Genomic DNA, 13,164 nt, shown 5'->3' on the forward strand with positions numbered 1-13,164 from the left:
CGCCTGAACACCTTTGTTCTTGAACGCAGAACCACAGGTTACCAGGATGATTTCGTTGTTCAGAACGCGCTGACGCAGAGCTTTTTTGATCTCTTCTTCAGTCAGTTCTTCACCACCCAGGTATTTCTCCATCAGCTCTTCTGAAGCTTCTGCAGCGGACTCGATCAGGTTCTGGTGCCATTCGTCAGCCAGGTCCTGCATGTCTGCTGGGATATCTTCATAAGTGAAGGTAACGCCTGCGTCTTCTTCGTTCCAGTTGATGGCTTTCATTTTCACCAGGTCAACAACACCGGTGAAACCTTCTTCAGCACCAATTGCCAGCTGCAGCGGAACAGGGTTCGCGCCCAGACGGGTTTTGATCTGACCAACAACTTTCAGGAAGTTCGCACCCATACGGTCCATTTTGTTAACGAACGCGATACGTGGAACTTTGTATTTGTTAGCCTGACGCCATACGGTTTCAGACTGTGGCTGAACACCACCAACTGCGCAGTAAACCATTACCGCACCGTCAAGAACACGCATGGAACGTTCTACTTCGATAGTGAAGTCAACGTGCCCCGGGGTGTCGATGATGTTTACGCGGTGCGGTTCATACTGCTTAGCCATACCAGACCAGAATGCAGTAGTCGCTGCGGAAGTGATGGTAATACCACGTTCCTGCTCCTGCTCCATCCAGTCCATGGTAGCGGCGCCGTCGTGAACTTCACCGATTTTGTGGTTTACACCGGTGTAGAACAGAATACGTTCGGTAGTAGTGGTTTTACCGGCGTCGATGTGCGCACTGATACCGATGTTACGGTAGCGTGCGATGGGTGTTGTACGAGCCATTTGATTCCTCGTTTATCTTTTTAGGCGTTCAGTTAAGTAACCCAAAGCGGGCAGCTTCGCTGAAGCGCCCGCCTGGTGACTAATACTCCGAAGGGATTACCAACGGTAGTGTGCGAACGCCTTGTTGGCTTCTGCCATACGGTGAACGTCTTCACGTTTCTTAACTGCAGTACCTTTGTTGTCTGCAGCGTCAGAAAGTTCGTTCGCCAGGCGCAGAGCCATGGATTTATCACCGCGTTTACGAGCAGCTTCTACGATCCAACGCATTGCCAGAGCATTACGACGGACCGGACGAACTTCAACTGGAACCTGATAAGTAGAACCACCTACGCGGCGGGACTTAACTTCGACAGTTGGGCGCACGTTTTCGAGCGCAACTTCGAATGCTTCCAGTTCATTTTTACCAGAACGCTGAGCCAGGGTCTCCAGCGCGCTGTATACGATTGATTCTGCAGTAGATTTTTTACCATCTACCATCAGGATGTTGACAAATTTAGCCAGCAGTTCTGATCCGAACTTAGGATCTGGCAGGATTTTACGCTGACCAATGACGCGACGACGTGGCATGGAAATACTCCGTTGTTAATTCAGGATTGTCCAAAACTCAAAGAGTTTGACATTAATATAAAACGTTTGGCCTTACTTAACGGAGAACCATTAAGCCTTAGGACGCTTCACGCCATACTTGGAGCGAGCTTGCTTACGGTCTTTAACGCCGGAGCAGTCAAGCGCACCACGAACGGTGTGGTAACGAACACCCGGAAGGTCTTTTACACGACCGCCACGGATCAGGATCACGGAGTGTTCCTGCAGGTTGTGACCTTCACCACCAATGTAGGAGGTAACTTCAAAACCGTTAGTCAAACGCACACGGCATACTTTACGCAGTGCGGAGTTTGGTTTCTTAGGAGTGGTGGTATATACACGGGTACATACACCACGTTTCTGCGGGCAGGCTTCCAGTGCAGGCACGTTGCTTTTTGCAACTTTGCGAGCACGTGGTTTGCGAACCAGCTGGTTAACTGTTGCCATTAAATAGCTCCTGGTTTTAGCTTTTGCTTCGTAAACACGTAATAAATCGCCTCATATAATATGAGGACGCGAAATTTTAGGGCTATGCCGAAAGGGTGTCAAGAAATATACAACGGCAAAGACACTACCAGGCGATCTGAGCAGCGTGTTTTACCGTTAACCTGACGAAGTCAGTATAGCTGACCATGATGACATCGCTCGAAATTTGAGCACAAAGACCGCGCGCTTGCACATCTTCATTCAACACGTGGATGGATATGGGGGCTGCGCGGAGAATTTCAAGGAAACGGCTGTTTTCCACCGCAGCTAACACGCCATCGGCGATCAGCAGCAGGTCGTCGCCATCATCCATCAGGCGGGTCATCTCGCTAATGTCGGCGTGCCAGGGAGAAGTGCGTAACGTATGCAGCATGAGGGCCTCAGAAGCGCAGGATCACATCGTAGTCGTTAAGGCGCTGGCGCAGCGCATCCGCTTCCAGCGGTTCAACGTCGGTGACAAACGTCGTCTCCACCGTCAGTCCACGTTCTCGCAGGGATGCCGCGCAGATCCAGCAGTTCTCAATATCATAGAGCGAAAGCAGCTTGAAAGTGGCAATGTAGTCACGAGCGAGAATAACCCCAGGCTGCTGCTGGCTGAGTACTTGAAACACGCCGTCACCCACAAAGAACACGCCGAGGTCTTCGCTCAGAGCTGATGTTGCCAGCAGCGCATCCAGCCCTTCCCTGCCGGCGCTACTGCCATGCGGGGCGGAGGAAAAAACAAACGCAACTCGTTTCATCAGAACTGTACCATTCGATCGCAGGTTAGCGCGGCTTCGGCCAACGAGCCTAATCCGCTCAGCGAAAAACCGGGCTGGAGATTAAACGTCGGCAGGCCAAGCTGCCGGGCCTCGGTTTCATCGGTTATGCCACGGCGCAGCGCGGCGGCTACACAGATATGCAACGCCACGCCATTTTCGTCATGCAATGATTGCCAGGCGCGGACCAAATCGAATTCATCGCTGGCAGGTGAGGTCAGCTGATTGGCGTTATAGACCCCTTCCCGGTAGAAAAATACGCAGGCTATCTCGTGACCTTCCGCCAGTGCAGCTTTGGCAAACTGCAGCGCGCTGCTCGCCTGCTGGGTGCCATAGGCGGGGCCGGTCACCATCAGGGCAAAACGCATTACTTATCTTGCCCCAGGAAATCACCGCTCTTGAACTGACGAATGTAGAGATAGACGGTGTGTTTGGAGATGTTCAGACGGTCGGCGACCTGGTTAATCGCATCCTTGATGTCAAAGATACCTTTCTCATAAAGATTGAGCACGATCTGGCGATTCTTGGCGTTATTGGAAACGTTGCGATCGGCGTTCACCTCTTCGATGGTGAACTCCAGCGTCTGGGTGACCAGGTCCTCAACGGAGGACGCGAAGTTAACCGCAGAACCCACTTCCGGCGTTTCCGGCGGGATAAAGGTGTTCATTATCTGTGAGAACGGGACATCGAGGTTCATGTTGATGCACAGTAAGCCGATAACCCGGTGATCACGGTTACGGATTGCGATGGTAACGGACTTCATCAGTACGCCGCTTTTGGCGCGAGTAAAATAGCATTTGGAAACGCTGCTATCTGCCCCGGTCATATCATGCAGCATGCGGAGCGCGAGATCGGTAATCGGAGAACCGATTTTACGCCCGGTATGTTCGCCGTTCGCGATGCGTATCGCCGAGCATTTTAAATCCTGAAGTGAATGCAACACGATTTCGCAGTGGGAACCAATGAGCATCGCCAACCCGTCCACAACCGCTTCGTAGGATTTTAGAATATCGAAGTCAGTTTGATCGAAAGGACGTTGATCCAGTAAATCAAGTTCACTGGTTTCGTTGGTTAAAAGCGACCTGGACATGAAAAAAAGCACTCCTTTTCAGGAGCCTGTCGTTATGTTGTCAGGGCAGGCTCATCACTATTAGGGGCATCTAAAGTAATACAGCGCATAAGGCGCTTTCCAGCATTAATTATATCCTGTAGATAATAAAAAGCCGCCGCCCATTGGGCGGCGGCTTTCGCTATCTTATTTTTTGCTGGCGTCGGCCGCTTTATCAGCCGGTGCAGCGTCTGGCTGCGCATCGGCTTTCGGTGCCGGTTTGATGTCTAACAGTTCAACATCGAACACCAGGGTGGAGTTAGCCGGAATACCCGGAACGCCGGTTTTGCCGTAAGCCAGATCCGGTGGAATAACCAGCTGGATTTTACCGCCCTTCTTGATGTTTTTCAGACCTTCAGTCCAGCCCGGGATAACGCCGTCCAGACGGAAGGAGAGAGGTTCACCACGGGTGTAAGAGTTATCGAACTCTTTACCGTCGATCAGCGTACCTTTGTAGTTAACGACAACGGTGTCGCTATCTTTCGGCGCGTCGCCGGTACCTTCTTTCTCTACTTTGTACAGCAGGCCAGATTTAGCGGTTTTCACGCCTTTCTCTTTGGCGAACTTGTCGCGGAAAGCCTTACCTTTTGCTTCGTTATCAGCGGCGTCTTTTTCCATCTTCGCCTGAGCGGAGGTCTTCACGCGAGTTTCAAACGCCTGCAGAGTTTGTTCGATCTCTTGATCGGACAGCTTGCTCTTATCAGCAAACGCATCCTGAACACCGGCGATCAGCTGGTCTTTATCCAGCTTGATACCCAGTTTTTCCTGTTCTTTCAGAGAGTTTTCCATGTAACGACCCAGCGATGCGCCCAGCGCATAGGCAGATTTCTGGTCGTCATTTTTGAATGCAGCTTTGCTGCCTGCTGCCGGAGCCGCTTTCGCATCAGCTGCTGGTGCAGCTTTAGCAGCCGCGTCAGCTGCGAAGGTCAGAGGAGCATTCAGTGCAACGGCCATTGTGGTTGCCAGAAGCGTTACTTTAAACAGTGATTTCATCCATCTCTCCAGGGCCGGGGCCTCTCGCCCCAATGTTAACTAAATGAGAAGCGTACTATAGAACGTTGTAGAGGAAATCTACATATGAACGCTTCTCATATCGACTCTTTTCAGACTCTTTTTGTTTAAATTAGTTTCCAGCCTCATTAAAGAGGGGCTGCACGGCTGAGCAAAGTTGCGTAGAATCCGCGGCGATTGCGGTGATAACAGTAGAGAGGACATCATGCAAGAAACGACTATCGAAGCGCGTCTGGCAGAGCTTGAGAGCCGTCTGGCCTTTCAGGAGATCACCATCGATGACCTTAACATGACGGTCACAGCTCATGAAATGGAGATGGCAAAGCTTCGCGAACATCTGCGACTGCTGACGGAAAAACTCAAGGCCAGTCAGCCGTCAAATATGGCATCTCAGTCAGAAGAGACGCCACCACCTCACTATTGAGGCGTAAAAAAAGCGGGTTTCCCCGCTTTTTTTGTATCCATCGTTCTACAGAACGAGAGGGATTAGTGGCAACCGCAGCCGCCGTGGCCTTTACCGCCACCGCCGCAGCAGCCTTCGCCGCCGTGGTCGTGACCGTGGTCATGGCCGTGACCGCCGCAGCAACCGTCGTGGTCGTGGTCATGATCGTGGTCGTGACCGTTCGCACCGTGAACGTGGCCGTGAGCCAGTTCTTCTTCGGTTGCTTCGCGGATAGCAACAACTTCAACGTTGAACTTCAGGTTCTGGCCAGCCAGCATGTGGTTGCCGTCAACCACAACGTGGTCGTCTTCAACTTCGGTGATTTCAACCGGTACTGGACCCTGGTCGGTTTCAGCCAGGAAGCGCATGCCAACCTGCAGTTCGTCAACGCCCATGAAGACGTCTTTAGGAACGCGCTGCACCAGGTTTTCGTCGTACTGACCGTAAGCGTCGTTAGCTTGAACAGCAACGTCGAATTTATCACCAACTTCGTGACCGTCCAGCGCGTTTTCCAGGCCGGAGATCAGGGAACCGTGACCATGCAGGTAGTCAAGCGGTGCACTTACCGGAGACTCATCAACCAATACACCGTCTTCTGTACGTACCTGATAGGCCAGGCTGACCACCAGGTCTTTTGCTACTTTCATGATATCTCCTGAGCATGGGAATATTTTAGTGGCGCAGATTGTAGCGGAATTCTACACCCGTGTACCCATAAGCTTAAAAAAAGACAGCACGGATCGCTACTCCGGATGAAAAATACCGATCACTTGTTCCTCTTTGCGAACGTGTTCGCGGGCTTCTTTATCCGCTTCTCGCATCTGGTGTCCGCACTTAACGCACTCAACCACATCGATATTATTCTCGCGCCACATCGCCATAGAGTCCTGCGCCTGACACGACGGGCATTTCGCGCCCGCGATAAAACGTTTACGTACCGCCATACTCACCTTCTATTCAAATTCGTCCCAGCCGTCCAGCTGCCGCCGCTCTTGTTGCATTTCGCGCTGGAAGATCTCCTCCAGCTCTCGCCGCGCTTCCCGCACGCGAGAAATTTGTTGGGTATCGCTATGTACCGGCATCAGTTCACGCAGCATGCGCATATCCAGACGCTTGAAGTGCAGCTGTGCGCGTTGCGCCTGATGCGGGTGCATACCGGTGGAGATAAGCGCTTTTCGCCCCAGTTCCAGCGCACTGGAAAAAGTCTCACGGGAAAACTGTACCACGCCCGCCTGCAGCAGTTCGTGCGCCTCCACACGTCCTCGCGCACGAGCCATAATCTTCAGGTGCGGGAAGTTCTGCTGGCAGATTTCCACCAGCTTCATGGTGTCTTCCGGCTCGTTACAGGTAATCACTATCGACTGCGCCTGCTCAGCGCCTGCCGAACGTAACAGTTCAACCTGGGTTGCATCGCCGTAATAAACCTTATAGCCGTATTTACGCATCAGGTTGACCGCGCTGATGTCGCGTTCCAGCACCGTGATCCGCAGCTTGTTGGCCATCAGCAGGCGACCAATCACCTGTCCGAAGCGCCCAAAGCCCACCACAATCACCTGCGGCTTATCGTCGTCCACCCACGGCGCTTCGTCTTCTTCTTCCGGCCCGTTAAAGCGGCGCGACAGCGTAAGATCCACAAGCTTCATCAGCAGCGGCGTGGTCATCATCGACAGCGTCACCACCACCAGCAGCAGCGACATCTGGTCGCCCTTAAAGACTTTAAATGACGAGGCCGCCGAGAAGAGCACAAAGGCAAACTCACCGCCCTGGCTCAGCACGCCGGCAAACTGCATCCGCTCCGAACTGCGCATACCGTGAAGGTGCGCCAGCAGGTACAGCACCAGGGTTTTCACCGCCACCAGCAGGACCACACTGCCAATCACTACCAGCAGATGGGTGTAGAGCACGCCGAGGTTGAGCGACATCCCCACCGAGATAAAGAACAGCCCCAGCAACAGCCCTTTAAACGGCTCGATAGCAATTTCCAGCTCGTGGCGATATTCACTTTCGGCCAACAGCACGCCCGCAATGAAAGTGCCCAGCGCCATCGAGAGCCCCAGCGCGTCCATAAACAGCGCCGACCCCAGCACCAGTAGCAGCGTCGCGGCAGTAAACACTTCACGCACGCCTGAGCTGGCAATAAAACGAAATACCGGGCGGAGAAGGTAACGCCCGCCAATCAGCATTCCGCCAAAGGCCAATACTTTCAGGCCAACGGTTTGCCAATCAAAATGTTCATCGCCCGCACCGGCCAGCAGCGGAACCAGCGCTAACGCGGGAATGACCGCCAGATCCTGGAATAACAGCACCGAGAAGCCTAGCTGCCCGGATTCGCTGCGATTCATCCCCTTCTCACGCATCAGTTGTAGCGCCATCGCGGTCGATGACATCGCAAGGCCGATCCCGCCAATCACCGCCGCCTGCCAGGAGAAGTGAGTCAACATCAACAGCCCGCCGAGGATCACCGCGCTGAACATCACCTGCGCCGCGCCAATGCCGAAGATAGGGCGTCGTAGCTGCCACAGCTTGGCCGGATTCAGCTCCAGGCCGATGATAAACATCAGGAACACCACGCCCAGCTCGGAGAAGTGGAGAATTTCATCCACATCGCTGATAAACCCAAGCCCCCACGGGCCGATGGCGATACCCGCTAACAGATAGCCTAATACCGCACCGATACCCAGCCGCGCTGCCAGTGGCACCGCGGCCACCGCCGCGAAAAGAAACAGCACTCCGGCCAGTAATAAATCAGAACCTTCCATCATCGCCCCCCTGCCGTTATCGGCGCTGCTAGCCAGTCGGCATAGGCTTTCGCGTGGCTTGCTAGTTCATCGGGCGGCTGACGCCGCGCCCAGTAGATGATGATTGGGCTCAGCCAGTGCATATGGCACATGGCAGCCGTCAGTTCGAACGGGCGCAGAATATCGCTCATCGGGTAGCGATTGAGCCCGTCGTGGCGATAGGCGCTTTCCGGTTCCCCGGTCGTAATCACGCTACGCCAGTACTTACCCGCCAGCTGGTTTCCGCCAATGCCGCTGGCAAAACCGCGACTTAACACGCGATCCAGCCACTCCTTGAGCAAAGCCGGGCAGCTATAGGTATAAAGAGGATGTTGAAACACGATGACATCGTGCTCGCGCAGCAGCGCCTGCTCGCGAGGAATATCAATAAAAAAATCAGGATAGTGCGCGTAGAGATCGTGCACGGTTACGTTGCTTAACTGCGAAGCCGGTTTAAGCAAAACCCGGTTAGCCACCGAGTCCTGTGATTCCGGATGGGCATAGACAAGCAGGACTTTCGCCGTCTGTGACATCATTCCCCTCCCGGGCGTCAATCACATCCTCTTTCTGGTAGCGGGACGCAACCTGAATGATTTTGTGTATAGTCATCGTTTTGGGCTACCATTGCGGCCCGGTCTAGCGATTCGCTTACCACACTACATTACCACAATGACAATTTAACATATTCAGAACATACGGCGCCTTATGATTGTTTTCTCCTCGTTACAAATTCGTCGCGGCGTGCGTGTCCTGCTGGATAACGCATCGGCCACCATCAACCCAGGGCAGAAAGTCGGCCTGGTGGGCAAAAACGGCTGCGGCAAATCCACGCTGCTCGCGCTGCTGAAAAACGAGATAAGCGCCGATGGCGGCAACTTTACCTATCCGAGCAGCTGGCAACTGGCGTGGGTAAACCAGGAAACCCCTGCCCTGCCTCAGCCTGCTCTGGACTATGTCATTGACGGTGACCGTGAATACCGCCAGCTTGAAGCCCAACTGAACGATGCCAACGAACGCGATGATGGCCATGCCATCGCCACCGTTCATGGCAAGCTGGACGCGATTGACGCGTGGACTATCCGCTCTCGCGCCTCCAGCCTGCTGCACGGTCTGGGCTTCAGCAATGAACAGCTCGACCGCCCGGTCAGCGACTTTTCGGGCGGCTGGCGTATGCGCCTTAACCTGGCGCAGGCGCTGATTTGCCGCTCCGACCTGCTGCTGCTCGATGAACCGACTAACCACCTCGACCTCGATGCGGTTATCTGGCTGGAAAGATGGCTCAAAAGTTATCAGGGCACGCTGATTCTGATTTCCCACGACCGCGACTTCCTTGACCCGGTTATCGACAAAATTATTCATATCGAACAGGAAACTATGTTCGAGTACACCGGCAACTACAGCTCGTTTGAGGTGCAGCGCGCCACCCGCCTGGCTCAACAGCAGGCGATGTACGAAAGTCAGCAGGAGCGCGTGGCGCATCTGCAAAGCTATATCGACCGTTTCCGTGCGAAGGCTACGAAGGCCAAGCAGGCACAGAGCCGTATCAAGATGCTTGAGCGTATGGAGCTAATTGCCCCGGCCCACGTCGATAACCCGTTCCACTTCAGCTTCCGCGCGCCGGAAAGCCTGCCGAACCCATTACTGAAAATGGAAAAGGTCAGCGCGGGTTACGGCGACCGCACGATCCTCGAGTCGATCAAACTGAACCTGGTGCCGGGCTCGCGTATCGGACTGCTGGGTCGCAACGGTGCGGGTAAATCGACGCTGATTAAACTGCTGGCGGGCGAACTTGAGCCGCTGCACGGTGAAATCGGCCTCGCCAAAGGCATTAAGCTGGGCTACTTCGCTCAGCATCAACTGGAATTCCTGCGCGCGGATGAATCGCCGTTGCAGCATCTGGCGCGCATGGCGCCGCAGGAGTTAGAGCAAAAGCTGCGTGACTACCTGGGCGGCTTCGGCTTCCAGGGCGATAAAGTCACCGAGCAGACCGCTCGCTTCTCTGGCGGCGAGAAGGCCCGCCTGGTGCTGGCGCTTATCGTCTGGCAGCGTCCGAACCTGCTGCTGCTCGATGAACCGACTAACCACCTTGACCTCGACATGCGTCAGGCGCTGACCGAAGCCTTAATCGATTTCGAAGGCGCGCTGGTTGTGGTCTCGCACGACCGTCACCTGATCCGCTCCACTACCGACGATCTCTATCTGGTGCACGACAAAAAAGTCGAGCCGTTCGATGGCGATCTGGAAGATTATCAGCAGTGGCTAAGCGACGTGCAGAAGCTGGAAAACCAGGCCGATGACACGCCGAAAGAGAACAACGCCAATAGCGCGCAGTCGCGTAAAGACCAGAAGCGCCGCGAAGCGGAACTGCGCACCCTGACGCAGCCGCTGCGTAAAGAGATTACCCGTCTGGAAAAAGAGATGGAGAAGCTCAATGCACAGCTGGCGCAGGCGGAAGAGAAGCTCGGCGACAGCAGCCTGTATGAACCAGGCCGTAAAGCCGAAATGACCGAATGCTTACAGCTTCAGGCCAGCGCTAAATCCGGGCTGGAAGAGTGCGAAATGGCGTGGCTCGAGGCGCAGGAGCAGCTTGAGCAGATGATGCAAAACGACTAAGCCACGGGAGCGGGCGATGAACCTATCAATCACCGACGATATTACCTTCCGCAAGCTGACCATCTTCATGACCTTTATGGAGAAGGGCAACATCGCCCGCACCGCTGAGGCGCTGAATATCAGCGGCGTCAGCGTACACCGGGCGCTGCACACGCTGGAAGAGAACGTTCGTTGTCCGCTGTTCGTGCACAAAGGGCGTAATCTTATCGCCCAGCCCGCGGCATGGACGCTGCTGGAGTACTGCCAGGAAGTCACCCAACTGATGGAGCGCGGTCTGGAAGAAACGCGCAAAACGGCAGGCGTAGGCCAGGGTCGGTTACGCGTTGGAACTCTTTACTCGCTGACGCTGGAGACGGTGCCGCACCTGATTATGGGCATGAAGCTGCGTCGCCCGGACCTGGAACTGGATCTCACCATGGGTTCCAACGAAGCGCTGCTGAAGATGCTGGAAGACGGCGTGCTGGACGCGATCCTCATCTCCATTTCTGAAAGTGAAATCGACCGCAACAGCCTCGAAGTACTCCCCCTGTTCCACGACGATATCTACCTCGCCGCACCGATGACCGCTACGCTTGACGCCACCCTTAAGGCGGATCTGCGCCACTATCGCAATGAGAAATTTGTGTCGCTGGCGGAAGGGTTTGCGACCTACGCGGGTTTCCAGGAAGCGTTTCATATTGCGGGGTTCGAGCCTGAAATCGTCACCCGCGTAAACGACATTTTCTCGATGCTCAGTCTGGTACAGGCTGGGGTTGGCTTCTGTTTGATGCCCGGGCGAATGAAGAAGATGTATGAGAATACCGTGAAGCTGCAAAAGCTCGCTGAGCCCTATCAGATGCAGCAGCTTATCGCGATTGTCTTTGCCCGTAACCGCGAGCGCGACCCAAGCCTGTTGGCGCTGGCCGCCGAAGGGCGCATGTATGCCAGAACGCTGAACCAGAATGCCTGATTACCGGATGGCGACGCTACGCGTCTTATCCGGCCTACATCAGGTGCGAGTTGTAGGCCCGATAAGCGCAGCGCCATCGGGCAATCACATCACGCACGAAGGCGTCTCGCCAGGTGCACGGCAACCTCCACGCCGCTACGCTCAAGAGAGATAGACTCCCCTTCCCACGCCGCCTGACGCGTTAAGCAGGTCAGTATGCCACCGGGCGGCATTTCAATCGCCAGCCGTGCTTCACGTTCGTTGGCGGAGATAACCGCCTCCTGCCAGCGCACCGTGCGCGCCATATTCATCGCCAGATCGTCAGCAATACGTTCCGGCTGCCACAGCACGCGACCGGTGCTGCCGCTCAGGTAGGCGTAGCGCGGGCGGGAAAGCGTCACATGGCTGAACGCCTCAACCAGCTTGTGCGCGGGCTCGGCCAACAGTTCACAATGCGACGGCACGCTCACCGCCAGGCGAGGTGCCTTACTGGCCCCTTTGGCCATCGCGCGTTTCGCCACGTCGGCCATCGCTTCATCAGGACCGGCAATCACAATCTGCGTTTCAGCGTTCAGGTTAGCGATATAGGTGCCGCTGCCTTCTACCAGGCTCTCCACCTGACTCAGCGTCAGCCCCATGATTGCCGTCAGGCCGTAGCCGTGTGGATAGGCCTGCTCCATCAGGTCACCGCGCAGCGCCACCAGCGTCAGCGCGTCGGCGAAGTCGAGCGCACCGGCAACTACCGCCGCCGGGTACGCGCCAATGGAGAGTCCACTGACGATATCAGGCGCTACACCACGACGCTCTAGCTCGCGCGCCCATGCAACGCCAGCAATCAGCAGAGACAGTTGAACGGCTCGGGTATGTTTGAGCGCCTCAGGGGTATCCAGCGTATCAACCTCAGCGCCAAGCGCCTCACGCGCCTGGGCCAGTTCCGTCCCCGGAAGGTTTTGCAGCATTCCTGCGTGCTGCGTTCCCTGCCCCGGGAAGGTAAACAGAATTTTCATCACTCCTCCCTGCCCCATGGGTCGCGAACCAACTGCGGCCCCTGCGAGGTTTTTAATAGTGCTTTTCCATCGCGCAGCCATTCATTGAGGGCAAAGCCGCCGCGCGGCGTATCCACTTGGGTATCCGCCCGGCAAAGTCCGGCCGTTAGCTGCTGCTGCCACGTTTCCAGCGCTTCACGGGAGAGCGGCTGCGGCGCACGGATCAACAGATCCAGATCGCTTGCCGCATGGATAACCGGGATCCCGGTTGCCAGCGCATAGCCGGTACTGCCGGTAATGCCCCACGTCCACGGCCATGTCTGCTGCGCCAATAACAAAGCCACCTGGACCGGTGGCTGAGAGATAAAGGGCGAGCGCAGCAGCGACAGCGGGTCCACCAGCGATTCCGGCGAGCAGACACGGACGACCGCCTCTGCTTTCACCCAACCGGCGGCGCGCTGGTCGCGCTTCATCCCGCGGACGCCCACGGGAATGCGCCCCTGCGCATCAACATCACGTCGCACCACTACCGGCAGGCCGCTATGCCAGACGGTATCCACCCAGGATTCCGTGACATCTTCAAGCGCGTCGCGCGTATTCAGCCAGATAAGGTCGTGTGGACGTAATGTTGTGCTCATG

General features: G+C 55.5%; 17 protein-coding genes. 3 read left to right on the forward strand and 14 right to left on the reverse strand.

The window, feature by feature from the left end; translation table 11 throughout:
- The 8 genes from RDN66_RS17730 to fkpA form a co-directional block, all read right to left on the reverse strand.
- A partial coding sequence (locus RDN66_RS17730) for a GTP-binding protein (RefSeq protein WP_308538085.1) occupies positions 1 to 831 on the reverse strand: 831 nt, incomplete at its 3' end.
- 96 nt (positions 832 to 927) lie between these two features.
- Complete coding sequence (rpsG, locus tag RDN66_RS17735; protein ID WP_035894363.1) at positions 928 to 1,398, reverse strand: 30S ribosomal protein S7; 471 nt, start codon at positions 1,396 to 1,398, stop codon at positions 928 to 930.
- Between the two features lie 90 nt (positions 1,399 to 1,488).
- Entirely contained in the window at positions 1,489 to 1,863 is a 375-nt protein-coding gene (rpsL, locus tag RDN66_RS17740) for a 30S ribosomal protein S12 (RefSeq protein ID WP_000246815.1), read from the reverse strand.
- A gap of 124 nt (positions 1,864 to 1,987) precedes the next feature.
- Positions 1,988 to 2,275, reverse strand: coding sequence for a sulfurtransferase complex subunit TusB (gene tusB / locus RDN66_RS17745; RefSeq protein WP_202217079.1), 288 nt, complete (start codon positions 2,273 to 2,275; stop codon positions 1,988 to 1,990).
- Positions 2,276 to 2,282: 7 nt separating this feature from the next.
- Positions 2,283 to 2,642, reverse strand: coding sequence for a sulfurtransferase complex subunit TusC (tusC, locus tag RDN66_RS17750; protein ID WP_035894365.1), 360 nt, complete (start codon positions 2,640 to 2,642; stop codon positions 2,283 to 2,285).
- Complete coding sequence (gene tusD, locus RDN66_RS17755; protein ID WP_202217078.1) at positions 2,642 to 3,028, reverse strand: sulfurtransferase complex subunit TusD; 387 nt, start codon at positions 3,026 to 3,028, stop codon at positions 2,642 to 2,644. Before tusD ends, tusC begins: the two co-directional genes overlap by 1 nt.
- Complete coding sequence (locus tag RDN66_RS17760) at positions 3,028 to 3,750, reverse strand: transcriptional regulator (protein ID WP_035894367.1); 723 nt, start codon at positions 3,748 to 3,750, stop codon at positions 3,028 to 3,030. The genes tusD and RDN66_RS17760 overlap by 1 nt, the downstream gene beginning before the upstream one ends.
- Positions 3,751 to 3,915: 165 nt before the next feature.
- Complete coding sequence (gene fkpA / locus RDN66_RS17765; protein WP_202217077.1) at positions 3,916 to 4,761, reverse strand: FKBP-type peptidyl-prolyl cis-trans isomerase; 846 nt, start codon at positions 4,759 to 4,761, stop codon at positions 3,916 to 3,918.
- 223 nt (positions 4,762 to 4,984) lie between these two features.
- Between fkpA and RDN66_RS17770 the strand changes: the two genes are divergently transcribed.
- Positions 4,985 to 5,203, forward strand: coding sequence for a protein SlyX (locus RDN66_RS17770; protein ID WP_035894369.1), 219 nt, complete (start codon positions 4,985 to 4,987; stop codon positions 5,201 to 5,203).
- A gap of 62 nt (positions 5,204 to 5,265) precedes the next feature.
- Here RDN66_RS17770 and slyD read toward each other — a convergent pair whose 3' ends face one another.
- The 4 genes from slyD to kefG form a co-directional block, all read right to left on the reverse strand.
- A complete protein-coding gene (gene slyD, locus RDN66_RS17775; protein WP_035894370.1) occupies positions 5,266 to 5,868 on the reverse strand; it encodes a peptidylprolyl isomerase in 603 nt (200 codons plus the stop codon).
- A gap of 96 nt (positions 5,869 to 5,964) precedes the next feature.
- Positions 5,965 to 6,165: a YheV family putative zinc ribbon protein gene (locus tag RDN66_RS17780; protein WP_035894371.1), complete on the reverse strand. Its 201-nt coding sequence runs from the start codon at positions 6,163 to 6,165 to the stop codon at positions 5,965 to 5,967.
- A 9-nt stretch (positions 6,166 to 6,174) separates the two neighbouring features.
- Positions 6,175 to 7,980, reverse strand: coding sequence for a glutathione-regulated potassium-efflux system protein KefB (gene kefB / locus RDN66_RS17785; protein ID WP_202218061.1), 1,806 nt, complete (start codon positions 7,978 to 7,980; stop codon positions 6,175 to 6,177).
- Entirely contained in the window at positions 7,980 to 8,531 is a 552-nt protein-coding gene (kefG, locus tag RDN66_RS17790) for a glutathione-regulated potassium-efflux system ancillary protein KefG (protein WP_035894373.1), read from the reverse strand. The genes kefB and kefG overlap by 1 nt, the downstream gene beginning before the upstream one ends.
- A 172-nt stretch (positions 8,532 to 8,703) precedes the next feature.
- Here kefG and RDN66_RS17795 point away from each other — a divergent pair, with 172 nt between their 5' ends.
- Both RDN66_RS17795 and RDN66_RS17800 read left to right on the forward strand, forming a co-directional pair.
- On the forward strand, positions 8,704 to 10,611 hold the full coding sequence (locus tag RDN66_RS17795; RefSeq protein ID WP_202217076.1) for an ABC transporter ATP-binding protein: 1,908 nt from the start codon (positions 8,704 to 8,706) through the stop codon (positions 10,609 to 10,611).
- A gap of 16 nt (positions 10,612 to 10,627) precedes the next feature.
- Positions 10,628 to 11,560 (forward strand): LysR family transcriptional regulator, encoded by a 933-nt coding sequence (locus RDN66_RS17800; protein ID WP_035894375.1) that lies wholly within the window; start codon positions 10,628 to 10,630, stop codon positions 11,558 to 11,560.
- Positions 11,561 to 11,649: 89 nt separating this feature from the next.
- Here the strand turns inward: RDN66_RS17800 and mdcH are convergent, their stop codons facing one another.
- A complete protein-coding gene (mdcH, locus tag RDN66_RS17805) occupies positions 11,650 to 12,546 on the reverse strand; it encodes a malonate decarboxylase subunit epsilon (RefSeq protein WP_308538086.1) in 897 nt (298 codons plus the stop codon).
- Positions 12,546 to 13,163: a malonate decarboxylase holo-ACP synthase gene (locus RDN66_RS17810; RefSeq protein ID WP_202217074.1), complete on the reverse strand. Its 618-nt coding sequence runs from the start codon at positions 13,161 to 13,163 to the stop codon at positions 12,546 to 12,548. Before RDN66_RS17810 ends, mdcH begins: the two co-directional genes overlap by 1 nt.
- Position 13,164: the final 1 nt, after the last annotated feature.

It is taken from the genome of uncultured Kluyvera sp. (assembly GCF_902485085.1).
Classification (GTDB): domain Bacteria; phylum Pseudomonadota; class Gammaproteobacteria; order Enterobacterales; family Enterobacteriaceae; genus Kluyvera; species Kluyvera ascorbata.

Bases quoted from the DNA above. Each gene is read 5' to 3' on its own strand.
- tusC (WP_035894365.1), bottom strand. From the start codon at position 2,642: ATGAAACGAGTTGCGTTTGTTTTTTCCTCCGCCCCGCATGGCAGTAGC.
- RDN66_RS17760 (WP_035894367.1), bottom strand. From the start codon at position 3,750: ATGTCCAGGTCGCTTTTAACCAACGAAACCAGTGAACTTGATTTACTG.
- tusB (WP_202217079.1), bottom strand. From the start codon at position 2,275: ATGCTGCATACGTTACGCACTTCTCCCTGGCACGCCGACATTAGCGAG.
- rpsL (WP_000246815.1), bottom strand. From the start codon at position 1,863: ATGGCAACAGTTAACCAGCTGGTTCGCAAACCACGTGCTCGCAAAGTT.
- RDN66_RS17780 (WP_035894371.1), bottom strand. From the start codon at position 6,165: ATGGCGGTACGTAAACGTTTTATCGCGGGCGCGAAATGCCCGTCGTGT.
- RDN66_RS17800 (WP_035894375.1), top strand. From the start codon at position 10,628: ATGAACCTATCAATCACCGACGATATTACCTTCCGCAAGCTGACCATC.
- mdcH (WP_308538086.1), bottom strand. From the start codon at position 12,546: ATGAAAATTCTGTTTACCTTCCCGGGGCAGGGAACGCAGCACGCAGGA.
- RDN66_RS17795 (WP_202217076.1), top strand. From the start codon at position 8,704: ATGATTGTTTTCTCCTCGTTACAAATTCGTCGCGGCGTGCGTGTCCTG.
- slyD (WP_035894370.1), bottom strand. From the start codon at position 5,868: ATGAAAGTAGCAAAAGACCTGGTGGTCAGCCTGGCCTATCAGGTACGT.
- rpsG (WP_035894363.1), bottom strand. From the start codon at position 1,398: ATGCCACGTCGTCGCGTCATTGGTCAGCGTAAAATCCTGCCAGATCCT.
- RDN66_RS17810 (WP_202217074.1), bottom strand. From the start codon at position 13,163: ATGAGCACAACATTACGTCCACACGACCTTATCTGGCTGAATACGCGC.
- kefB (WP_202218061.1), bottom strand. From the start codon at position 7,980: ATGGAAGGTTCTGATTTATTACTGGCCGGAGTGCTGTTTCTTTTCGCG.
- tusD (WP_202217078.1), bottom strand. From the start codon at position 3,028: ATGCGTTTTGCCCTGATGGTGACCGGCCCCGCCTATGGCACCCAGCAG.
- fkpA (WP_202217077.1), bottom strand. From the start codon at position 4,761: ATGAAATCACTGTTTAAAGTAACGCTTCTGGCAACCACAATGGCCGTT.
- kefG (WP_035894373.1), bottom strand. From the start codon at position 8,531: ATGTCACAGACGGCGAAAGTCCTGCTTGTCTATGCCCATCCGGAATCA.
- RDN66_RS17770 (WP_035894369.1), top strand. From the start codon at position 4,985: ATGCAAGAAACGACTATCGAAGCGCGTCTGGCAGAGCTTGAGAGCCGT.